Annotated in this window: 23 protein-coding genes, 2 tRNA genes and 1 rRNA gene (1 of these 26 only partly in view); 2 read left to right on the plus strand and 24 right to left on the minus strand. The window is 43.2% G+C overall.

Annotated features, from left to right (window positions below; translation table 11 throughout):
• Positions 1 to 10 precede the first annotated feature (10 nt).
• The 14 genes from NQ488_13005 to NQ488_13070 form a co-directional block, all read right to left on the minus strand.
• Positions 11 to 2,236, minus strand: a complete 2,226-nt coding sequence (locus NQ488_13005; protein ID UWN95455.1) for a transglycosylase domain-containing protein — start codon at positions 2,234 to 2,236, stop codon at positions 11 to 13.
• 16 nt (positions 2,237 to 2,252) lie between these two features.
• Positions 2,253 to 4,790, minus strand: coding sequence for a hypothetical protein (locus NQ488_13010; protein UWN95456.1), 2,538 nt, complete (start codon positions 4,788 to 4,790; stop codon positions 2,253 to 2,255).
• Between the two features lie 109 nt (positions 4,791 to 4,899).
• On the minus strand, positions 4,900 to 5,415 hold the full coding sequence (locus NQ488_13015; protein UWN95457.1) for a hypothetical protein: 516 nt from the start codon (positions 5,413 to 5,415) through the stop codon (positions 4,900 to 4,902).
• Positions 5,416 to 5,491: 76 nt separating this feature from the next.
• Complete coding sequence (atpC, locus tag NQ488_13020; protein ID UWN95458.1) at positions 5,492 to 5,896, minus strand: ATP synthase F1 subunit epsilon; 405 nt, start codon at positions 5,894 to 5,896, stop codon at positions 5,492 to 5,494.
• 4 nt (positions 5,897 to 5,900) lie between these two features.
• Positions 5,901 to 7,295 carry a F0F1 ATP synthase subunit beta gene (gene atpD / locus NQ488_13025; GenBank protein ID UWN95459.1) on the minus strand — a complete coding sequence of 465 codons (1,395 nt, stop codon included), beginning with the start codon at positions 7,293 to 7,295 and terminating at the stop codon, positions 5,901 to 5,903.
• 28 nt (positions 7,296 to 7,323) lie between these two features.
• Positions 7,324 to 8,190: an ATP synthase F1 subunit gamma gene (gene atpG, locus NQ488_13030; GenBank protein ID UWN95460.1), complete on the minus strand. Its 867-nt coding sequence runs from the start codon at positions 8,188 to 8,190 to the stop codon at positions 7,324 to 7,326.
• Positions 8,191 to 8,196: 6 nt separating this feature from the next.
• A complete protein-coding gene (atpA, locus tag NQ488_13035) occupies positions 8,197 to 9,702 on the minus strand; it encodes a F0F1 ATP synthase subunit alpha (protein UWN95461.1) in 1,506 nt (501 codons plus the stop codon).
• A gap of 36 nt (positions 9,703 to 9,738) precedes the next feature.
• Complete coding sequence (gene atpH, locus NQ488_13040; GenBank protein ID UWN95462.1) at positions 9,739 to 10,290, minus strand: ATP synthase F1 subunit delta; 552 nt, start codon at positions 10,288 to 10,290, stop codon at positions 9,739 to 9,741.
• Entirely contained in the window at positions 10,278 to 10,787 is a 510-nt protein-coding gene (gene atpF, locus NQ488_13045; GenBank protein UWN95463.1) for a F0F1 ATP synthase subunit B, read from the minus strand. Before atpF ends, atpH begins: the two co-directional genes overlap by 13 nt.
• A complete protein-coding gene (locus NQ488_13050; protein UWN97166.1) occupies positions 10,784 to 11,356 on the minus strand; it encodes an ATP synthase F0 subunit B in 573 nt (190 codons plus the stop codon). The genes atpF and NQ488_13050 overlap by 4 nt, the downstream gene beginning before the upstream one ends.
• Positions 11,357 to 11,407: 51 nt before the next feature.
• Positions 11,408 to 11,665, minus strand: a complete 258-nt coding sequence (atpE, locus tag NQ488_13055; GenBank protein ID UWN95464.1) for an ATP synthase F0 subunit C — start codon at positions 11,663 to 11,665, stop codon at positions 11,408 to 11,410.
• A 53-nt stretch (positions 11,666 to 11,718) separates the two neighbouring features.
• Positions 11,719 to 12,432, minus strand: a complete 714-nt coding sequence (gene atpB / locus NQ488_13060; GenBank protein UWN97167.1) for a F0F1 ATP synthase subunit A — start codon at positions 12,430 to 12,432, stop codon at positions 11,719 to 11,721.
• Entirely contained in the window at positions 12,410 to 12,859 is a 450-nt protein-coding gene (locus NQ488_13065; protein ID UWN95465.1) for a hypothetical protein, read from the minus strand. Before NQ488_13065 ends, atpB begins: the two co-directional genes overlap by 23 nt.
• A complete protein-coding gene (locus NQ488_13070; protein ID UWN95466.1) occupies positions 12,843 to 13,130 on the minus strand; it encodes an AtpZ/AtpI family protein in 288 nt (95 codons plus the stop codon). The genes NQ488_13065 and NQ488_13070 overlap by 17 nt, the downstream gene beginning before the upstream one ends.
• A gap of 234 nt (positions 13,131 to 13,364) precedes the next feature.
• On the opposite strand from NQ488_13070, the gene NQ488_13075 reads away from it, so the two are divergent.
• Entirely contained in the window at positions 13,365 to 13,835 is a 471-nt protein-coding gene (locus NQ488_13075; GenBank protein ID UWN95467.1) for a DUF402 domain-containing protein, read from the plus strand.
• A 31-nt stretch (positions 13,836 to 13,866) separates the two neighbouring features.
• Here the strand turns inward: NQ488_13075 and NQ488_13080 are convergent, their stop codons facing one another.
• The 7 genes from NQ488_13080 to NQ488_13110 form a co-directional block, all read right to left on the minus strand.
• Positions 13,867 to 14,352, minus strand: a complete 486-nt coding sequence (locus NQ488_13080) for a dCMP deaminase family protein (GenBank protein UWN95468.1) — start codon at positions 14,350 to 14,352, stop codon at positions 13,867 to 13,869.
• A gap of 42 nt (positions 14,353 to 14,394) precedes the next feature.
• Positions 14,395 to 14,823 carry a ribose 5-phosphate isomerase B gene (gene rpiB / locus NQ488_13085; GenBank protein UWN95469.1) on the minus strand — a complete coding sequence of 143 codons (429 nt, stop codon included), beginning with the start codon at positions 14,821 to 14,823 and terminating at the stop codon, positions 14,395 to 14,397.
• A gap of 24 nt (positions 14,824 to 14,847) precedes the next feature.
• Entirely contained in the window at positions 14,848 to 15,240 is a 393-nt protein-coding gene (locus NQ488_13090) for a protein tyrosine phosphatase (protein ID UWN95470.1), read from the minus strand.
• Between the two features lie 79 nt (positions 15,241 to 15,319).
• Positions 15,320 to 16,381 (minus strand): L-threonylcarbamoyladenylate synthase, encoded by a 1,062-nt coding sequence (locus NQ488_13095; GenBank protein ID UWN95471.1) that lies wholly within the window; start codon positions 16,379 to 16,381, stop codon positions 15,320 to 15,322.
• A 6-nt stretch (positions 16,382 to 16,387) separates the two neighbouring features.
• A complete protein-coding gene (locus NQ488_13100; GenBank protein ID UWN95472.1) occupies positions 16,388 to 17,104 on the minus strand; it encodes an N-acetylmuramoyl-L-alanine amidase in 717 nt (238 codons plus the stop codon).
• Positions 17,105 to 17,181: 77 nt separating this feature from the next.
• Complete coding sequence (locus tag NQ488_13105; GenBank protein UWN95473.1) at positions 17,182 to 18,879, minus strand: glycosyl hydrolase family 18 protein; 1,698 nt, start codon at positions 18,877 to 18,879, stop codon at positions 17,182 to 17,184.
• Between the two features lie 173 nt (positions 18,880 to 19,052).
• Positions 19,053 to 19,250, minus strand: a complete 198-nt coding sequence (locus NQ488_13110) for a hypothetical protein (GenBank protein ID UWN95474.1) — start codon at positions 19,248 to 19,250, stop codon at positions 19,053 to 19,055.
• Positions 19,251 to 19,931: 681 nt separating this feature from the next.
• Here NQ488_13110 and NQ488_13115 point away from each other — a divergent pair.
• Positions 19,932 to 20,915 (plus strand): adaptor protein MecA, encoded by a 984-nt coding sequence (locus NQ488_13115; GenBank protein ID UWN95475.1) that lies wholly within the window; start codon positions 19,932 to 19,934, stop codon positions 20,913 to 20,915.
• Between the two features lie 65 nt (positions 20,916 to 20,980).
• On the opposite strand, the gene NQ488_13120 is transcribed toward NQ488_13115, so the two are convergent.
• The 3 genes from NQ488_13120 to NQ488_13130 all read right to left on the minus strand — a co-directional run.
• Positions 20,981 to 21,051: transfer RNA gene (locus NQ488_13120), tRNA-Cys, on the minus strand.
• 63 nt (positions 21,052 to 21,114) lie between these two features.
• Positions 21,115 to 21,186, minus strand: a tRNA-Asn gene (locus tag NQ488_13125).
• A gap of 130 nt (positions 21,187 to 21,316) precedes the next feature.
• Positions 21,317 to 22,832: ribosomal RNA gene (locus NQ488_13130) — 23S ribosomal RNA — on the minus strand (it continues 1,365 nt past the right edge of the window).

Below are 22,832 nucleotides of genomic sequence, written 5' to 3' on the forward strand. Positions count from 1 at the left end.
ACTCCTTACTTTACTGCGTATTTGGTCTTGAAGAATCTCCTGAAGCATCCCTGTCTCCAAGTCCCGATATATCTGCATCATTATCGCCCATCGGCAATGTGGCTGCATTATGTTCGAGCCCTGATACCGATCCCTGTACCGGCACGGCCGGTCCTGTCACTGCTATGTCAGCCGGTGCCGTATATGAAGGCAGTGACGGAATCCGGACATTAGTTATGGTCTCCGGTTCACTATGTATGGTCGCCGCCTTTGAAGACGCCTGCTGCGTTGCAGATTCCGCCTGCTTCACCGTATACTGTGCAAACGGAAGCTGAGGCAGCCCGGCATGTATTTTCTCCATGTAATCATGCCATATCGTCTTGTTGTCATTTATACTCCTGGTTATCGTCTTAGGCATATCGTAACCGACCCACACACTTGTCGTATAATATCTGCTATATCCGACAAACCACGAATCTTTATTATCGTTGGTAGTTCCTGTCTTACCTGCAACAATTGCATTATCAATTGCCGCTGCCGCACCTGTACCTTCTGATACAACAGTCTGAAGCATATCAGTCATCATACGGCATGCATCCTTCTCATATACTTTTGTGCCACGATCAGACGTATTTACAATCTCCCTGCCATCTATCGTTGTAATCTGTGTTATGCATGTAGGTGTCCTGTATATTCCGTCATTTTCGATAGCCGCATATCCGCCTGCCATCTCTTCTGTTGTAACACCATATGTAAATCCGCCAAGTGCACCGGCTACTCTGTCTTTATCAACAAACACCTTCCTGAAACCTGATTTTATAAGAAATGCTGTTCCCGCCTTAGGCGTTATCTTCTCATATATGCTCCACGCCACCGTATTCTTCGACACTCTCACAGCCTCACGAAGCGTCATATCACCGGAATAATTACGGTCTGCGTTAGCCGGGCCTCCTTCTATCGCCTCATCCGTGACAATTGAATCAGGCGTTGCCCCAAGCTGCAGGTATGGTGTGTATACATTAAGCGGCTTTATTGTTGAACCGGGCTGTCTGTAACTTTGATATGCCCTGTTAAGTGTGTATCCGTCATAGTCCTGCGTACGCCCGCCGACGATTGCTACGACATTGCCTGTCGAATTATCGATGCATGTGGCAGCCCCCTGAAGTGCATACACACCTTCGTCATTTACCTCTGTCTCATCTGCAAGCGCATTATCAACAGCTTCCTGAAGTGCTTTCTGCTTGTCAGTATCTATAGACGTATATATTGTATACCCACCGCCGAACAGCTTCTGCTGGCATGTACTGTAGAACTGGTCATATTTGTCACAGTATGCGTTATAGGCGCTCTCATTCTCAAAATTATTCTGAAAGCTGAAACCATACGCTTTCATCAGACTTTCTGTAGCACACCTTTTGACATAAGTATCAACATAGTTGTTATGATGGTTCTGCTGCTCATTGAGAACTATCTCCTCACCAAGTGCCGTGTGATAACTGACAGTATTCAGCTTTCCGTCCTCATACATCTGCAGCAGCACAAGATTTCTACGCTCAAGCGTACTGTTAATGTTCTTAACCGGATCATATCTGCCCGGACTGTTAGGTATTGCTGCCAGGAATACCATCTCCGACGTTGTAAGTTCTGATACGCCCTTACTGAAATAACCTCTCGCCGCTGCCTCTATTCCATAGTATCCATTGGCAAAATATATATTATTTATATAGAATTCAAGGATCTGCTGCTTGGAATACTTCTTCTCAAGCTCCCTTGCAAGAAACATCTCCGTAATCTTACGGTCCCATGTTACTTCCTGTTTAAGATATACATTACGCGCAAGCTGCTGCGTTATCGTACTTGCTCCCTGCTCTATCTCGTCACTCTTCTGGTTGGCTATTATTGCACGCAATATACTGAAGTAATCTATTCCCTTATGGGAGTAGAACTTCTTATCCTCCGTAACGACAAATGCATCCTTAATAACCTGCGGTATCTCCGAATATGTAACATAATACATATCCTTCGACGCGCGCATTGTAAGAAGCACGCTGCCCTTAGAATCGTAGGCGACCGTAGTCTGCGTCGACTTGAAGTCATCGGCCTTGCTCTTTGCCGCTATAGCCACCGCTTCATTGCGAAGTTTCAATACTTTCATGACTGTCGGCAGTGATATCACCGCTGCAATACATATAATTATTCCTAATACTGCAAGAATAATCCTGCGTATCCTTCTTTTCTTTCTTCTTGTTAACGCCATATAAAACCTCATACTGCTATCTGATGTAGCTTACAAATATATTGCCCCACTGTTCAAATAACTTTGAAGCTTCTCCTATAGTCTGTGTAACTTCCTGTCCTGAAGCGACATCATAGAATGTCACATTCTTTGAATCATATGCCTTTATCACAACATATGAATCTGCGCCATATCTGCCGACAACAGACCGTGATGTCCCGACTATCGAAAGGACGTTGTCAAGGCTTGCGCCCTGCAGGTTAAGTGCAGTAACTCCTGTGGCATTAATTATCTCAAGTGCATTTTTGCCACTGTCAAAGCCCGCCTGTGCATCAGACGACAGACCTGCCATAGACAGCATTATATCAATTCCCCCGGCAAATGTCTGTGAACTTTGTTTGTAGAAAGCATTTATTCCTCCGAGGCTCATGCCCGACGGCTTATATCTTCTCCATACTTCACGCCCCTGTATATCAAGAACATTGCCATACGTTGAGTCTGCTGCTGCAATTGCCTTTTCAAGGGTTACAAAGCTTCCCTGGAACCTTCCGTACCCATACACATAATATCTGCTGTCATTGGCCAACTTCGTGTCAACTCTTATAATCTCTCCCGATGAAAACTGCACCGAAGAAGAAGTCTTCATTGATGCCATGGCCGCAGATTTTACTTTATTGACAAGGTCAATGTAAAGCTCTTTCTTTCTGCTCTGTGTTGCTACGACCTCAACGTACGCTCCTGCATCCTGGACATTCTCCTCGCGGTTGAGAAGCTGGTCGACACTCGTTGTCTCGTAGTCACCGTCTCCGTTCTTAACCACACGTGTAAGGTTAAGCCTCATTCCCTGAACAGTCGCAGTGCTCACATATATACCGTCATTCTGATATTCCTTAATCAGATTGTTGCCGCTGTCCATAATTGCAATCCTGTACATTGGGAACATAACGCCACCGTTAGAATACCTGACAATGTCATCCGCATGTGCTTCACCATATACAAAATCATTCCTGATATATCCGATTACCCTTAGCCTGTCGCCCTGCCGGGCTTTTATCTGGTAATCAGTGCCTGATGCCATGTCGAATATCCTTATCGTATCTGTATTGTAAATCTGTCCGTTAAGGCTGTAGGCAATTGCGGTACCATTCTCCGAGACTGCATATGTCTCATCGGTAAGCCCGCTTATCTCCGTCATCTTCTCCTTGCTGGTAAGGTCTATTGAATAAAGTGAATCATCCAGCAATATATAGAATGCCCCATTAGCACCTATGTATGCAACTTCACCCACATTCTCCGACAATACATCATAAGGCACGTCAACCGGTATATATATAAGCTCGCTGACATCATTTTTCTTAGCGTCGTAGCGGCACAGTGACACCCCTACTTCACCTTCGTGCTCACCTCTGTTCATATATCCGTATACGATGAAATGTATATTACCATCATCATCTGCTTCCATTACCTTGATATTATGGTCAGGATACCTCTCTCTTACGCCATCCGATGACTCATCATCAAACGAGAATATCCTTGTAAATGTACTGCTACCATTGTCAAAGCTCCACAGATCCGACTGCCTTACAAAGCATGTAAATCTGGAGTTTGAAGAATTGACAACTCTCTCCGACTGAGTACTTGATATACCGAGGTTGATTCTTGAACTGCCCATCAGGTCATTCCTGCTGTCGAATATCTGATTAGCCTCCCTCTCATAATTGAGAAGATACATCTTATCGCCGGACTGGCGGATTCTGTAATACTCATCTACATTATAGCTGTCATAATTTCCCTGCTCCGACTGTGCTGCCATAGTATAGCGGAGACTTACAGACGCAAGCTCTGCGGTCATGCTTTTTATCGAAGGAATTATATTCCCCTCAACAACAGGATTGAGATCTCCCCATCCAATCTGCGCTTTGCTTGAATTGATATTGACCTTTCCGTAATTGGTATTGTCTCCCGTTGACTTTGTCTCTATATACTGGCTTATCTTATCGAGCTCATTCTGATTAAATGTCCATGAATTAAAATTAAGTATAAAATCAAGTTTTTCCTGCATCTTAATATCCTGGCTGCAGAATATCTTCGTGTAGTAGCTTATCTCATTATGCTTATCCGTCTTAATTATCACCTGCATGAGGTATTCGGTATCATTATCAATAAGATTCTTTACTTTGAACACAGCATCAAGATAATCTCCGTCGCTTGTATAATCAGTAACCCGGGTATCTTCTATAAGTGACATATCGCCAAGTTTTCTTATCTTATATGACAGACTCTCAATGTTCTCACCATAAGTATTAACTATCACATTAAGGTGCCTGTTATCCTGCAAGGGTGTTATTGTATCATTCATGAGATGTATGTCAACATCTGATGTATATCCATGAAGTTCATTATATAATGTCCCTGACGATGTCTTCATCATTATAACCGGCAGCGTTGCCGACTTCATCGTAGTCGTTACAGGCGATGCCGCCTCACTGTCCAGCATCACAAAACTTATTATCATTACTGCCACAAAAAGAATGGCTAGTGCCTTATATTTTAAATCGGTAAATATGCGTTCCATTTATCCAAATCTCCATCACTGCGTTGTTTTGCTTACGCACGGATCTGTTTATCAATTACAGACCTGATATCACTATTCTATTGTAATATCATCGGATAAAAACTACAACCTATTTTTCATTCTTACGTCCATAGTAACTGAGTGACATCTCCGGCTCTATTCCGTATTTTGCAAATATATCATCCACAATATCTGCATATCCGGGTGCTGCCTGTGCACAATCATACAAATCCACTATCACTGTAAAATACTGTTCTGCCTTTATCGACTGATCAGCCGCCTTACTCTCTATCGTCTGTATGATGCATTCCACACTGCCGTTAGTTCCCTCCTGATAAAGAGTTGTAGTCTGTTCATCCTGTCCTCTTTTTGTCTCTATTGTGTATCTGACCGCTCCGATTTTATCTGCCATATCCTCAAGTATAATTGCTTTGGCATTATCATTAAGATATACCGTACCATATTTTCCCTGCGCTATAATTCTTGCATTACCATACTGCTCTGCATTGGATGTAAATGCCTCAACAACATTATCACTTCCCGTATACCACATTAACGCATTGATTATCCATAAAAGTACCGCAGCTGCAATAGCTGCTCTGCCGAATATATATCTTCCTTTCATAAAAAAACTCCTTTTGATTGGTTTTTATGATTATAACCAATCAAAAGGAGTTTATTCACTATCAGTCAGCTGTTTATCAGTCGACTGCTCCAAGCCTTGCAAGTGAACGCTTCAGTGCAAGCTCAGCTCTCATAACATTAATGTTATCATCATGGCTTGCAAGCCGTCTCTCGGCACGGATACGCGCTTCGTTAGCACGATTAACATCTATCTCTTCCGGCCATTCGACCACTTCTGCCAGCACTGTAACTCTGTCACCAAGTATCTCTACAAAGCCTGAGTGAAGTGCTGCCTTCTTTATCTCACCATTGACATGTATCTTTATCGTATCAGGCATGAGAACTGCCGTAAGCGGCATATGCTCCGCATATATACCCATCTCTCCCTCGCTTGTTGCAAGTTCAAGCATGGTAATGTCGCCCTCATAGAACACTCTGTCCGGTGAGATTATCTTCAATCTGAATGTCTTCTCATCTGCCATAGGACTAACCTCTATAACTAGCTGCTACATCGTCAATTGTGCCCTTGTTAAGGAAATAACTCTCAGGTATGTCATCATACTTACCTTCGATAATCTCCTTAAATCCACGGATTGTCTCGCTGATAGGTACATACTTGCCTTCAAGTCCCGTGAACTGTCCTGCTACGAAGAATGGCTGTGAAAGGAATCTCTGAATCTTTCTTGCTCTTGCTACAGTAAGCTTATCATCTTCTGAAAGCTCATCCATACCAAGGATTGCAATGATATCCTGAAGCTCCTTGTACTTCTGGAGAATCTCCTGTACCTGACGTGCAACCTTGTAATGCTCCTCACCCACTACCTTAGGATCAAGCATTCTTGATGTAGACTCAAGTGGGTCTACTGCCGGATATATACCAAGCTCAACAATTGAACGTGAAAGAACAGTTGTTGCATCAAGATGTGCGAATGTTGTTGCAGGTGCCGGGTCAGTAAGGTCATCAGCAGGCACATATACTGCCTGGACAGAAGTTATTGAACCATTCTTTGTAGATGTGATTCGCTCCTGAAGTGCACCCATCTCTGTCTGAAGTGTAGGCTGGTAACCAACGGCTGAAGGCATACGTCCGAGAAGCGCTGAAACCTCTGAACCGGCCTGAGTAAATCTGAAGATATTATCGATGAAAAGAAGCACATCCTTTCCACCCTGATCTCTGAAATACTCTGCCATTGTAAGTCCTGTAAGGCCTACTCTCATTCTTGCTCCAGGTGGTTCGTTCATCTGACCGAACACCATGGTAGTCTTGCTGAGAACTCCTGATTCCTTCATCTCACCGTAGAGATCGTTACCCTCTCTTGTTCTCTCACCAACACCTGTGAATACTGAGTATCCGCCGTGCTCTGTTGCTATATTTCTGATAAGCTCCTGTATAAGTACCGTCTTACCAACTCCGGCACCTCCGAACAGACCAATCTTACCACCCTTCTGGTAAGGGCAGAGAAGATCGATTACCTTAATACCTGTCTCAAGAACCTCAGCCTGTGTTGACTGTTCTTCAAAAGAAGGTGCCTGTCTGTGAATAGGCAGGTAAGTATCTGTCTGTGGTTCCGGCTTATTATCAATAGGCTCACCCAGAACGTTGAACATTCTTCCAAGGGTATTCTCGCCTACAGGAACAGTTATTGGTCTGCCTGTTGATTCTGCTTCCATACCTCTGACAAGTCCGTCAGTAGGTCCCATGGCAATACATCTTACAGTGTCGTCTCCAAGCTGCTGTGATACTTCGACAACAAGCTTTTCGCCGTTCTTTCTTGTGATGTTTATGGCTGAGTTAATAGGAGGCAGATTACCATCAGTAAATCTGATGTCGATAACCGCACCAATGATCTGAGTAATCTTACCCATACTGTTTGCTGCCATTTTCCCACTCCTTTATTATAATTATTGTTTAAGAAATTGCATTTGCTCCCGCAATAATCTCCGTAAGCTCCTGCGTAATAGCTGCCTGACGTGCTCTGTTGAACTTAAGCTCAAGATCTGATATCATCTCCTCAGCGTTACTCGTTGCACTGTCCATCGCCTGCATTCTTGCACCGTTCTCACTTGCGACAGCTTCCTTAATTGCTCCGTATATAAGACTTGTAACGTACTTAGGAATTATGAGATCAAGGGCTCTGTCCTCTTCAATCTCATAATTCATAGGAATAACATTGCCAGCCTTATCGCCATCCTGCTGCATCATGTCTGCCGACACAGGAAGGAGCTTAAGAAGCTTAGGCTCGTGAACGACCGTATTCTTGAATCCGGTATATGCTATATATATCTCGCCGATATTTCCCGCTTCAAAATCCTGAAGCATTCTCTTGCAGATATTCATTGCATCATTATAAAGCGGTGCATTGATAACATCCGAATAATCCTCGTCTGCCATCGCATATCCCTTGCGCTCAAGTATTTCTCTAGCCTTGCGTCCCATGCTGTATATAAGGACATCATCCTTGTCAAATCCGCCTTCAGTAACAAGCTTTGCCACGTTGGCATTATAACCTCCGGCAAGTCCTCTGTTAGAGGATATTACAAGGATTCCCTTCTTTGCAGACGGTGACGGCTGAAGATATCTGTGAATGATGTTAGTTGAACGTGCAAGCATTCCGCATACAGTCTCATACATCATGTCACTGAAAGGTCTTGAGTTTTCTGCTGAAGTCTTCGCTTTTTGAAGCTTAACAGTAGAAACAAGTTTCATAGCCTTTGTTATCTGGCTTGTGCTCTGAATACTCTCTCTACGCCTCTTTATATCTCTCATGGAAGCCATAGCTTATCACCTCCATGCTTTCTTGAACTCTTCGATTGCCTTAACCAGAACTTCCTCTGTACTGTCAGAGATTACCTTTTCCTTCCTGATATTCTCAGGAATCTCAGGATACTTTGTATTAATGAATTCAAACAGGCCATCCTGGAACTCACCTATTCTGTCAACATCTACATCAAGAACATACTTCTTTGTAACTGCGTAGATGATAATTACCTGATATTCAACAGGCATTGGGCTGTACTGAGGCTGCTTTAACATCTCCTTGATTCTCGCACCCTGTGCAAGCTTCTCAGAAGTATCCGCATCAAGCTCTGAACCAAACTGTGCAAATGAAGCAAGCTCTCTGTACTGTGCAAGGTCAACTCGGATTGGCGCTGCAATCTTCTTCATGGCCTTAATCTGTGCTGAACCACCAACTCGTGATACAGAAAGACCTGCATTAACAGCCGGTCTGAAACCTGCGTTGAACATCTCTGTCTCAAGGTAAATCTGTCCGTCAGTGATTGAAATAACATTAGTAGGAATGTATGCCGATACATCACCTGCCTGAGTCTCAATAATCGGAAGTGCTGTAAGTGAGCCTCCGCCGTACTCATCCGACATTCTTGCTGCTCTCTCAAGAAGTCTTGAATGCAGATAGAATACATCACCCGGATAAGCCTCACGTCCTGGTGGTCTCTTAAGGAGCAATGAAAGTGTACGATATGCCGTAGCATGCTTGCTTAAGTCATCATACACAACAAGTACATCCTTGCCCTGTTCCATCCATTCCTCACCAATTGCACATCCTGCATATGGTGCAATATACTGAAGCGGTGCCATCTCACTTGCTGTAGATGCTACAACTGTTGTATAAGCCATAGCGCCATAATCCTCAAGTGTCTTAACAATGTTGGCAACAGTTGATGCTTTCTGTCCTATGGCAACATAGATACAAAGAACGTCCTGTCCCTTCTGATTGATAATTGTATCAATGGCAATAGCTGTCTTACCGGTCTGTCTGTCACCGATAATAAGCTCTCTTTGTCCTCTTCCGATTGGTACCATCGCATCGATAGCCTTGATACCTGTCTGAAGCGGAGTATCTACTGATTTTCTTGTAATAACACCAGATGCAACTCTTTCTATCTGGCGGTATTTGTCTGTCTCGATAGGTCCCTTACCGTCTATAGGCTGTCCAAGGGCATTGACAACTCGTCCGATCATTGCGTCACCTACAGGCACCTCAACTACTCGTCCCGTTGTCTTAACCGTATCACCTTCGTTAATGCTGTCAGCACCGCCAAGCAGTACCGCACCTACATTATCCTCCTCAAGGTTCATGACCATGCCATAAACTTCACCAGGGAATTCAAGAAGCTCGCCCTGCATTGCATTATCCAGTCCATGGATACGTGCAATACCGTCAGCAACCTGAATAACCGTACCTACGTCAGACACTTCAAGCTCTGTGGAATATCTTTTAATCTGCTCTTTTATAACAGAGCTGATTTCTTCCGGTCTCAATTTCATGAAGTCCGTGCACCTTCTTTCTGATAAAGTACAATCCTAATCTCCAAGCTGAATCTTCTTAAGCTGCTTTGTAAGATTGTCTAACTGGCTCTTTATACTGCTGTCAAATACGCGGTCGCCAATTCTTATTATTATCCCGCCTATTATTGACTTGTCAACGTTGTAATTCATCTCGAATTCAACATATTTTGTTGTGGCAAGGAGCTTATCCGTAACAGCTTTCTTCTGCTCTTCCGATAACGGCTGTGCAGTTGTTACATACGCCCTGCCTATATTCTTGTACTCCCTGACTCTGTCAGTAAAGTACTCAAGTGCTCCGGTTATGTCATTATGTCTCTGCTTTACTACCATGAGCTGCAAAAGCCCCTGCATATCATCAGACACATTATCTTTGAATATTCCGGATACGACCTTTGCCTTCTCTTCTCTGGCTATCTTCGGATTGTTGAGCAGTTTTCCAAGGTCTTCATTGTCCCTGAAAGCTTCCCTGACAAATACTGCATCTTCAAGAAGTTTATCTACACAACCATCTTCGACAGCCGCATCAAATAATGCTTCGCCATAAGTCTTAGATACTAGTTTTGCCATACACCCTCACCTATTCCATCCAAAGATTCTCTGATTACCTCATCACTGTACTGTGCATCAATGTTGTCAGCAATAAGCTTTCTGGCTGCAACTGAAGCATAGTCAATAATCTCCTGTTTGATCTCATCATTAACGCGCTTCTTCTCGAGTTCAGCTTCAACCTTTGCACGTTCAAGGATTCTGTCTGCCTCAGCCTTCGCTGATGCATCTTTAAGTTCCTCTCTGTGTCTTGCCGTTGCTTTTGCCTCATCAATTATGCGCTTTGTCTCAGAATCTGCTGATGCAAGCTTTGCCTCATATTCAGCCTTAAGCTTCTGCGCTGATTCTACAGAATCCGCAGCTGCCTGTCTTGCATCCGTAACGGCCTGACGTCTCTTTTCAAGAAAGCCCTTAGCCATTCCGCTTCCAAAATATCCTGCGACAAAAAAGAGAATAAATACATTGATGGCAGTGATTAAGGCATTAACATTAAATACTGCTGATATAGCTTCTATCATACTCTGCCTCCTGCCTCCTTCAATGCTTCATTAAGAAGTGCATCATCCACAGGCCTGTCAACTTTCTGATTGGTTACTCTTGCTGCCATTGCCGAAGCAATGTCCTTAACCTCATCACGAACTGATGACTGTGCTGCTTCAAAGTCTTTAGAAGCCTCGCTTCTTGCAGCAGACATAATATCCGCTGCCCTTGTCTTGGCATCATCAAGTACTTCCTGCTCTTTCTTAATCATCTCACGGCGTGATTCCCCGAGAATATTATCTGCTTCCCTGCCGGCTTCAAGGATTCTCTGCTCATATTCAGCCTTAAGCTTCTGCGCTTCAGCCGTATCGGCAGCCGCCCTGGCATTCTGGTCATCCAGTCTCTTCTTACGCTCTTCGAGCAGTTTTCTTACCGGAATGAAAAGAACATACTTCAGGAAAACATACAGTATTAATACATTCACCATAGTGAATGCAGTATCAAACAGTGTCTGATAATCAAGGCCGAATAATCTTTCTGTCTCTTCAGCTGTCTGTGCAGCAGCCACAACCGCGGTCTGCATGTACATACCGACAGCACTACTCATGATTCCCAATATTCTGCCTCCTTTAATTAACGCTGTATCGTCTTATGCATCTTACTTAAAAGGCTTAACGAACATAAGAATAATAGCTACCGCAAATCCGTAAAGACCTGTTGTCTCGGCAACGGCCTGTCCAAGAAGCATAGTTGAAGTGATATCTGACTTAGCACCGGGATTGTGACCTACTGCAGAAGCTGCATAACCGGCTGCGATACCCTGTCCAATACCAGGTCCGATACCTGCGATCATTGCAATGCCTGCGCCAACTGCTGACATACCGTAAATAAACTCCTGTCCTGTAACCTGATTCATATAAAAATCCTCCGTTTAATAAAAATATTGTTGTTAACCTGTAAATGTGTTAACTAATCAGCAATCTTATCATTGACATATACCATTGTAAGCATGCTGAATACATACGCCTGAATGCATCCTGAGAACGCATCGAAGTAGACGTGCAATGCCGCCGGAATACCAATCTTTACAAAGACCGGCAACAAACCATATATCAATCCCATAAGCACGGTACCGGACATAATGTTACCGAAAAGACGAAGCGATAACGACAATGGTACGGCAAATTCGCCTATAAGGTTAATCGGGAACAGCAGTGCAAATGGCTCGAACAGCGCTGTAAAATGCTTGACTTTGTTCTTCTTGATACCGCAGTAATGTATCATTCCAAACGTGATAAGACCAAGCGGCAGCGTAACACCATAATCTGCTGTTGGCGGGCGCAGTCCTAACAGACCGCTGACATTGCTTATAATGATGAAAATGAATATGGCTGTTATATAGTTGACGAATCTCTTTGCCTGAGGTCCCATGCTTGCATTAACCATGTTACCAAGCATATCAATTGCCATCTCAACTACATTCTGATAAGCTCCCGGAGTATCCGATGCATCTGCCTTGTTAATTATGACTCTTGCAACTACTGCAAGCACCATAATAAAAATCATCACAATCCACATTGCAACATGTGTTGTTGTCATATGAACCTTAATCTTGTCAGTAATCGGAACTTCACACAGATACTTAATCATGAAATCAGCATCAAGTGCCACTGCATTCATCATTGGATTGATCACCCTGTTTCCCTCCTTTTCTCTTTATTTTGTGTAAAAATTTATTAGTAACGGGCTGTATATACGCCGATACTTTCGTTGTAAACATAGCTGCTATAGATGCAAACATTGCCATAACACCGCCTGCATAATACAGCACAATCTCCATAATAAAGAGAACCAGCACTCTTATGAAGAAACCTCCAAGCGTTCTCGCTACGGCTCCCTTATGTTCATAATACACCGCTTTGTCAATAACAGAAGCCATGTGATACATTGAAATCATTGAGTAAATGATTCCTCCTGCATATCCGGCAGCTATTGACGTTACATTAATACCGATAACAAATATGAGTATCTCTCCCACTGCCAGAAACAGTGTCTGTAATAGAAGCATATCCGGAAGCACCGGATTCAGCGATCTAAGCCTCTCCATCATGTCTCTTTACCTTGCTTTCAATCTCTTCCTGCTGTCTCTTCTTCCGGCGGGCATCTTCAGCATCGATTATTCTCTTTGCTTCAACATACCCGGTTCTTGCACCGGCAACAATTCCGACTATAAGAAGCGGCAGTGTTGTCGACCATCCAAATCTGGCATCAAGCCATATTCCCAGTCCCAGACACAGGAAAACAGGAACCATGACATACAGGCTAAGCTGCGTTATTAATACGATATTGCGATATCCTGACATATCATTGTGTGCTCCCATCGTGTATATCCTCCTGCTTAACGCACCTATAATTTTACCATTATAGTCTTAATTTGTCCAATGAATATAATGTAAACTTTTTATCTTAAATATGGTAATATAGCACATTTTGAAGATTGAATTATTAAAAAAATATTGCTATAATATTTTAAAATATACACATTAAAAACTGTGCTTGAATTTACAAAAATGACATCTGTAATGTGCAGCATATATGCAGGAACGGAGAATAATATGGCAGCATTATTTCGTAAGAGACTTATTCCCGACGAATGTATAAGGCTTGATAATGACACCATACTTTACCGCAGTGATAACATTATCGTAACACGCTGGAATACATTTCGTCCCAAATCCGCTTTTTCATGGGGGATTTCATGTTATGTCATCGACAAAGGCTATAAAGTAAGCCGCTTTTTCAAAGAAGATAATTCACTCGCTTATATATATTGTGACATAATCGATACCATACACAGCACCGGTGACGATTCATATATATTCACCGATCTTCTGGCGGACGTAATAATTGAGAATAACGGAATGGTTCGTGTCGTCGATATTGATGAGCTTGCTGATGCATATGACAGCTCAATCATATCACATGAGCTTCTTTCCCTAGCCCTCCGCCGGCTTGATGCATTACTCAAGATAGTCTATGACGGCTCAATCAGCATCTATACAGATATAATAGACCGCTACATATAATGTTATGCAGCGGTCTTTGTCTTTTTATTATTCATAGAGTAATCTCTATCTTTCTTCCCGTCCTCTGATACCTGTAGTAGCGCACTCCTGCAGCATCAAACATTCTCTTTGATGCAATAACCGATGCTGATGTGGCATACTTGTCATCGTCATATACTACTGTGGTAATTCCGGCCTGAATAATAGCTTTGGCACACTCATTGCATGGAAACAGTGTTACATAAATCTTAGCATTCTCAAGGCTTCCACCTCTGTAATTAAGTATTGCATTAAGTTCACTGTGTGCTGTATATATATACTTATTATCCAGAGGGTCACCTTCACGGCACCACGGGAATTCATCATCGGAGCATCCTCTCGGCAGTCCGTTATATCCCATCGAAAGAATCTTGTTATCCTTGCTGACTATACATGCGCCGACCTGTGTATTGGGATCCTTGGAGCGCATGCCTGAAAGCATTGCCACTCCCATAAAATACTCATCCCATGATATATAATCTTTTCTCTTATCACTCATCGACTAATCCTCACTTCTGTGTAAAAGTCTTTGATTTTGAATCTAGTCCTCGATCTTGGATATTCTTCTCACGTGCCTCTCATCATTGGAAAATGGAGTATCAAGGAAAGTATCTACAATCTTAAGGGCAAGTCCCGGGCCTGTAACTCTTGCTCCGAGGCAGAGTACATTGGCATTGTTATGTTCCTTTGTTGCCTGTGCGCTGAAGCAGTCACCGCAGAGTGCTGCCCTTATACCCCTGACTTTGTTGGCTGCAATTGACATTCCTATGCCTGTTCCGCATATGAGAATTCCAAGCTGGCATTGGCCGTCTGTTATCTGCGCACATACTGCTTTTGCAAATTCAGGATAATCACATGATTCCCTGCTGTGGCATCCAACATCCACGCACTCAATTCCTCTGCTCTTAAGGTGCTCAATCACCTCATTCTTCAATTCAAATCCACCGTGATCACATCCTATTGCTATCATCTTTTATCTTCCTCCAGTCTTAGTCTAGTTCATCTTCGCTGCTGCCCCGGTAACGAGTTCGTACAGCCCGTCAAAACATTTTTTGTATTCATCTATGCCTTTGCCGCATGGGTCCATTACCTCATAATCCTCAGGTCTGCCCGCGTACTCGGCAAGAGTATATACATTTATTGCATTGTCAAATTCTGCATATATCTTGTTCTTCTGCGCATCAGACATAGTAAGAACAAGCGTATCGTTGCCAAAATCATCCGCTGATATCTGTGTAGCCGGATTATTAGGCATAATCATATCATGTGCGGCGCATACCGCAACTGCCTTGGGATTGTACGGTTCATCAAACAGAACGACCATCCCCCTTGATGCCACAAGCAGTTTGTCATCATTCTTAACACTTGAAAATATAGTCGCTGCCATAGGACTTCTGCAGGTATTACCATTACATACAAAAATAACTTTATTGTATTTTTTCACTGTATTGCCTCTTATCCGTCCCTTATACTTCTATTATACTATGCCCGGCTGCTTTAATAAGTCTGTTCATGACTGCCTGTCCGACATTGGAGTTGGCAAATGCCTCCGAATAGATATATTCGGCTCCTATATCGTCAAACTCCCTGAGAACAGCAAACAGGTTCTTTGCTACAGTTGCCTCATCAGCCCTGAGACCCAGACTTCTTACTTCCCCTTTTGTGTATCTGTAAATATTCTCGTCTGTAGTCATTATACCCACTTTTGCGCCATCTTCAAGTCTTTTTGACACAAGTTCATTAATTTTTTGTGCCACAGAGTCTTCATTGCCGCTTACTATTGTAAGTTCTGCCTTAGGTGCGTAATGTCTGTACTTCATTCCCGGAGCCTTTGGTGCAATGTCGGATGCCAGTATATTGCCGGCTTCCACTGCCTTGTCTATCTCAACCCTGCCGAGTACCTTTCTTAACATCTCAAGTGTAATATAGCCCGGCCTCAGCACTGTAGGTACTTCCTCACTAAGATCTACTATGGTTGATTCTATGCCTATATCAACTGTATCATCAGCTATTATCATATCAACCTTTCCGTTAAGGTCTTCTATGACATACTTTGCCTTTGTGGGACTCGGACGTCCTGAGGTATTGGCACTCGGTGCCGCGACATACACTCCCGATTCCCTGATCATCCTTGCTGCCACAGGATGCCTTGGCATTCTGATAGCAACTGTATCAAGACCGCCTGTTGTTTCTCCCGGCACACATTCCTTCTTCTTAAGTATTATAGTTATTGGTCCGGGCATGAATGCATCAGCAAGCTTCAATGCAGTTTCAGGTACTTCTTCTGCAAGCTTATACAAATCGTTCCTGTCTGCTATATGCACTATAAGCGGATTATCTGATGGTCTTCCCTTGGCTGCATATATTTTTCTTGATGCGTCTTTGTTAAGTGCATCTCCGCCAAGTCCGTATACCGTCTCCGTCGGAAAAGCAACAAGTCCTCCGCTTCTTAATATCTTTGATGCTTTCTCATATATAAGTGCATCTTCACTCTCATTGCCTGTTATCTGTTCAATAATTGTGTCCATCTGTATCTATTCACTATCCTTTTTATAATAATTTTCAATTCCTTCAAATACCGCCTGCGCAATATTATGACGGTATTCCTGCGTATCAATCAGTGCAGCTTCCTCACCGTTTGACAAAAAGCCGCATTCCGCAATGACTGTCGGAAGCTTCGTATTAAGAAGCATGTAATATGAATCGTTCGACTTCTCAATTCTCTTATTATCAGGGTTCAGATTGTCTCTGAAAGACTCCTGTATACATTGTGCAAGCTTTTTCCCATCCTGAGAATGCTTGTAATAGAATACCTGTGCGCCATTCACCTTAGGGTCAGTAAAGCTGTTAAGATGAATACTGACAACAACATCCGCACTGCTTTCATTAATTATCCTGCACCGCTCTTTCATGTCAGCAATCTTTCTATTCCTGTCCTTTTCAGTATACAGCCCGTCTTCATCCTTCCTTGTAAGGATTACTTCATATCCGGCATCTTCAAGAATTGTCTTAAGCTCTAATGTAATTGAAAGATTGAGATTCTTCTCAAGGCTTCCCGTAACCGAAATCTTACCCGAATCACTGCCTCCGTGTCCGGCATCAAGCACCACAACTCTCTTTTTGTCTGTAGATGACGCAAGCGGCAGGATTCTTACTGCCGTAATATATACCGCGGCAATAAGCAATACCGCCATCGCCGTTCTGATATTGAGATTGACCTTCTTAAGACGTTCAAAATTAATGTGCTTCATATGCTGTTCCGGAACATTTACTCACATATATTATATTATCAGCACATACCTAATATTACACCGGTTTATCACTATGATTACCCGGCAGTATATCTGCTTATGACACTCCATACGGAATTCTTCTCAAGTCCAAGCTTCCAGGCGCCTACACCCGCAAGTCCGTAATTATCCATAACCTTAAGCTTTTCTTCTATTGAGCGGTCTTCTTCTACCCATATCTTTACTGTCTCACCATTTTTCTCATATGAACCGAAATACTGGCATACTGTATCATCCCATATAGCCGGAGCCCCATTTTTACTCAGGTCATCTATCGCCGTCTGCATACCTACGGCACGGCTTGTTGTGGTTCCGTCCTTAATTGTCCATATTCTTGTATAAAATGGCACTGCGTTAACAAGCTTATCTGCAGGCACAGACTTAAGTGCCTTTTTTATTCCGTCCTCCACGAATCCTATGGACGCTACAGAACCGCTCTCTGAGCCTGCATAATGTTCATCATATCCCATAAGTATTACATAATCCGCATATATGCCCTGCTCTTCCATATCGTAATGTGAATTATATGCTTCTGCTTTGTAATTGTCTATTGAAAGAACAATATTTTTTCTTCTGCACTCTACCGAAAGTTCTCTTATAAATTGCAGATAATCGTCACCACTGTCTTTTGTCACCCGCTCAAAATCAATATTTATTCCGTCATATCCATATCTTGCCGCATCACCTGTCAGCTTGTCAATCATATTGTGTCTTGCCTGTTCAGACGATAACAGCTTCTTGCTGTTCACACTGTTCTCAAAATCACTTACAAGCGGCCATACCTCTATTCCTCTTGCATGCATGGCTTTCACAAAATCCGCTGATGAATAATCCGAAAGACTTCCATCCTCTGATGTTACAGCATACCATGTAGGGGAGATTGTATTGATTCCCGATGTATTGGCAATAAGATTGTCTATATTGGAATTCCCGGCTTTTCCACCAATCTGAAACCACACAAGTGATATCTTGTGTTCCTTCTTAATAGAAGAAATCTCATGCGTATAATTACTCTGTCTTGTCTTTGTTGTGCCATCATCAAGGTCTTTGGCAGGTACATAGCCTACTACGCCTGACGGTGTCTGCACCTCTGCCCATTCATCAACTGCCTTCCTGTATACAAGCTCTGTACCCTTATCAAGTTCTTCAAGAATCTTGCTCTTGACCCCTCCGCGGTACCTTACCTTTATTTTCTTTTTGGCTGTTGCATATGTATTGGTATAATCATCATTTTCAATAACCACTCTTGCAGGTGAATCATAAAAATTATAATCCATATCTGAACATGACTTAACGTAGTCAATGCTAAGATATCTTGTATCATTCTCCCGAATCATTACGGGTACATCAAAAGAATGCTGTCCGCCCTCATCGTCATAATTGATATTCTCTCCGGGCTTTATTGTAATCACGCAATTACCATCGGCATAAAGTATATTACCCGATGCATCATCAAGATAAAGTCTTTTGTTCAGCTCATCCTGTACAAAATTCTGCGGAAGATATACCCTGCCATCCTTAACAATTCCGGCACAGTCTGCCTTCTGACCGTTAAGCATAATAATCACAGAAGAATCTTCACCTGTTGTTCCAAAGTATGCGCTAAGCGGCATCTTTGCCGATGTAGGAGCCTTCCTGTATATAATCAGTCCTGCCACGACCGCGACAGCTGCAATTACAACAACTGCCAGGACTATTCCCGCTCCGCTTTTTTTTCTCATCTTTTGCCTTGCCATATATGATAATCCCCATTCTTCAGTTTAATCTTAAAACAAAATCAATTTTATCACTAATATGCCATGTATACAAGTAAAAGCTCCTTCCGGGCTTACAATACCATCTGACACCGGACAGGAGCTTTATACAGCATCCGCATAAAGGGGTTCTTACGGAGCCTTATCATATAACATTATTCGTCTCTTATAATATCATAATTAACCTGCACAAGGACTCCATAATCATTAACCACAAAATCTCTCATGCATGATTCATTATCATCTATTGTTTTTTCGTTCACCTCCCCTGCATTGAATATACTTTTCCCCTGAAAGGTCACTCTAATACTGCTGTTAAGCAGACATTGAACTTCATCCCGGAAATTGCCCATTCCTTTTCCTCATTTTTATTTTATTCTGCTTAAGTCAGAACAATTTGTATTTTCTAACATAACAGCTCTCTGCCATGTCCTCCTCTGTCTTTATTATTCTCCTGTTAATTCATACACGTATGCAGCAGCTTGCAGCTGTATATTCAGGTAATTTACATATTGTCCCCACTTTTTGCATAAGACAGCCTGGGTTACTCATTCTGGTATATTGTTATAATTCTGGAAATTCTAAAGATACTTACTGGTTATTGCAACATTCTAAGTTCAAGTAAAAGAATATGTGTAATAAAATATGAACTGGTCTGTGATACCATATCATAGATAGAATGTCTTAGAAAATATAGATTACTGATGATGTGTAATGTACTATCCCCACCAAAAAAGATGCTTTGTAATGTCAAGCGGTTACACCACTGATACTTATCCCTCTCTTACATATTAATCCCCCCTCTTATATGATGCCCCAGTCACCATCTGTGCTTACATTTTACATCATATAATTATTAATATCAACCATTGTTTACTATATACCCATAATGTGAGTATTTGAAATATATTTTTATAAATTTTATTCTCAAATCTGTCATATGGAAATAATTAAATTTTAGTATAATTCCTTTACATATCAGTCTTTAATGGTATACTATATTTACACAAATGCACATAAAAATATGTGGTTTTGTGACGGATATTAATAAGTATAATCAGAATGGAAGTGATGCAGTAATGAAGATAGAAAAACTAAGTGAAAAACAGATCAGATGCATTCTTGACAAAGCCGACCTTGCTGACAGGCACCTTAAGCTTAGTGAACTTGCATATGGTACAGAGAAAGCAAAAGAACTTTTTCGTGATATGATGCGCCAGGCATCTTACGAATTTGGTTTTGATGCCGAGAACATGCCACTTATGATTGAGGCAATTCCTGTTTCTTCTGAATGCATCGTTCTTGTAATAACTAAGGTTGACGATCCTGAGGAGCTTGATACACGTTTTTCACGATTTACGCCTGATGAGGAATATGACCCGGATGATTTTGGTGATGACATTGAAGATATCGGTGACATGAGTGATGACATGTCGGATGACTATGCGGATTATAGTGTCCCTGACAATGCTGATGACAATAATGGTGCTGATGACGTGATAAGTCTTTTTAACAAAGTAAGAGAGTATCTTAACAAGAATGTTGTACCGGTAGATTCAGATGCAGAAGGCTCTTCGTCTTTTGTACCGTTTAACCAGTCGCTTAAAGGCACCTCGGATTCTAAGAATGACATTACAGGTACAGTCAGCCATTTTCAGACAGGCTCCGGTCCTGCAGACAGTTCTGCCGGATTTTCCCATAGAGACAATCCGGGGCAGCCTGTGCAGCTTAACAGGATATTTTCATTTGATTCACTTGATACCATATGTGAAGCCGCAGGAATAATTGCCGGAATATACGATGACAGAAGCACTCTCTATAAGGATCCTTCCTCAGGAAGATATTATCTGTTTATAGAGCGTACAAAATGTTCTCCTACAGACTTTAACAAAGTCTGCAATATACTTACGGAATTCGGCAGGCGTGAACATCCCGGTTATGCAAGCAGTAATTTCTTTGCAGAGCATTATGAGCTTCTCATAAAAGATAACGCAATCCGGAAGCTGGCTACAATCTAGCAGCTTCCGGATTTTATTTTTATTATATAACAAAAAACTCACAAGCTGTATCTTGTGAGTTCTTAAGGTGACAGACGGATTTGAACCGCCGATCAGGGAGTTGCAGTCCCACGCCTTACCACTTGGCTATGTCACCATGTTATATTACATTATATACATAATTTAGGAAATTATGCAACACAAATCTCAAATAATTAAGCTCCCCGAGTAGGGCTCGAACCTACAACATCACGGTTAACAGCCGTGCGCTCTACCATTGAGCTATCGAGGAATATGCGCTGCAATGCCACGCACTACTTACTGAAAGGTTTTGACCCTTCAAAACTGCACATTAAATTATCTTTTACATCCCTTACCTTCGGATAACTCCTCAGGCACTCTCTTTCTATCCGTTTCTTTCTTCGGTTAAGCCCTCGACCTATTAGTACTGGTCAACTGAATACATTGCTGTACTTACATCTCCAGCCTATCAACCTTGTCGTCTTCAAGGGGTCTTACCTGATTACTCAGTGGGATATCCCATCTTGAGGGGGCTTCACGCTTAGATGCCTTCAGCGTTTATCCCTGCCCGACTTGGCTACCCGGCCGTGGCATTGGCATGCCAGCCGGTACACCAGAGGTCAGTCCGTCCCGGTCCTCTCGTACTAAGGACGGCTCCTCTCAGATATCCTGCGCCCGCGCCGGATAGGGACCGAACTGTCTCACGACGTTCTGAACCCAGCTCGCGTACCGCTTTAATGGGCGAACAGCCCAACCCTTGGGACCTACTCCAGCCCCAGGATGCGATGAGCCGACATCGAGGTGCCAAACCACTCCGTCGATGTGAACTCTTGGGAGTGATAAGCCTGTTATCCCCAGGGTAGCTTTTATCCGTTGAGCGATGGCAATCCCACTTTATGCCACCGGATCACTAAGTCCTACTTTCGTACCTGTTCCACCCGTCGGTGTCACAGTCAAGCTCACTTCTGCCTTTGCGCTCTGCGAATGGTTTCCGTCCATTCTGAGTGAACCTTTGAGCGCCTCCGATACCCTTTCGGAGGCGACCGCCCCAGTCAAACTCCCCGCCTGGCATTGTCCCACCGCCGGATCACGGCGGCTGGTTAGAAACCTAGCAATGCAGGGGTGGTATCCCAACGCCGGCTCCATGACAACTGGCGTCATCATTTCTCAGCCTCCCACCTATCCTGTACGTGCAATGCCAGATCCCAGTGCCAAACTAGAGTAAAGCTCCATGGGGTCTTTCCGTCCTGGCGCGGGTAGCCAGCATCTTCACTGGCACTTCAATTTCACCGGGTGCATTGTCGAGACAGCGCCCAAATCATTACGCCTTTCGTGCGGGTCGGAACTTACCCGACAAGGAATTTCGCTACCTTAGGACCGTTATAGTTACGGCCGCCGTTTACTGGGGCTTAAGTTCGATGCTTCGTTTCCTGACATCTCCCCTTAACCTTCCAGCACCGGGCAGGCGTCAGCCCATATACTTCACCTTTCGGTTTTGCATAGACCTGTGTTTTTGCTAAACAGTTGCTTAGCCTATTCTCTGCGGCCACATTGCTGTGGCACCCCTTCTCCCGAAGTTACGGGGTCATTTTGCCGAGTTCCTTGACAATGCTTCTCCCGCCGGCCTTAGGATTCTCTCCTCATCTACCTGTGTCGGTTTACGGTACGGGTACAATGGACACTATAGCGGCTTTTCTTGACGGCAGGCTCCGGAACTTCGCTACTTTTGTTTCGCTCCTCTCACCGCTCTGGCTTGCATGCGGGTTTTGCCTCGCATACGCCTCCTCGGCTTTCACCGGGCTTTCCTTTCCCGGCTTTCCTTTACCTCCCGTGTCCCCACAGTTCTGATCCATTGCAGTACAGGAATCTCAACCTGTTGTCCATCGGCTACGCGTCTCCGCCTCGCCTTAGGCCCGA

Origin of the sequence: [Bacteroides] pectinophilus (genome assembly GCA_025146925.1) — a bacterium.
Classification (GTDB): Bacteria; Bacillota; Clostridia; order Lachnospirales; family Lachnospiraceae; genus Bacteroides_F; species Bacteroides_F pectinophilus.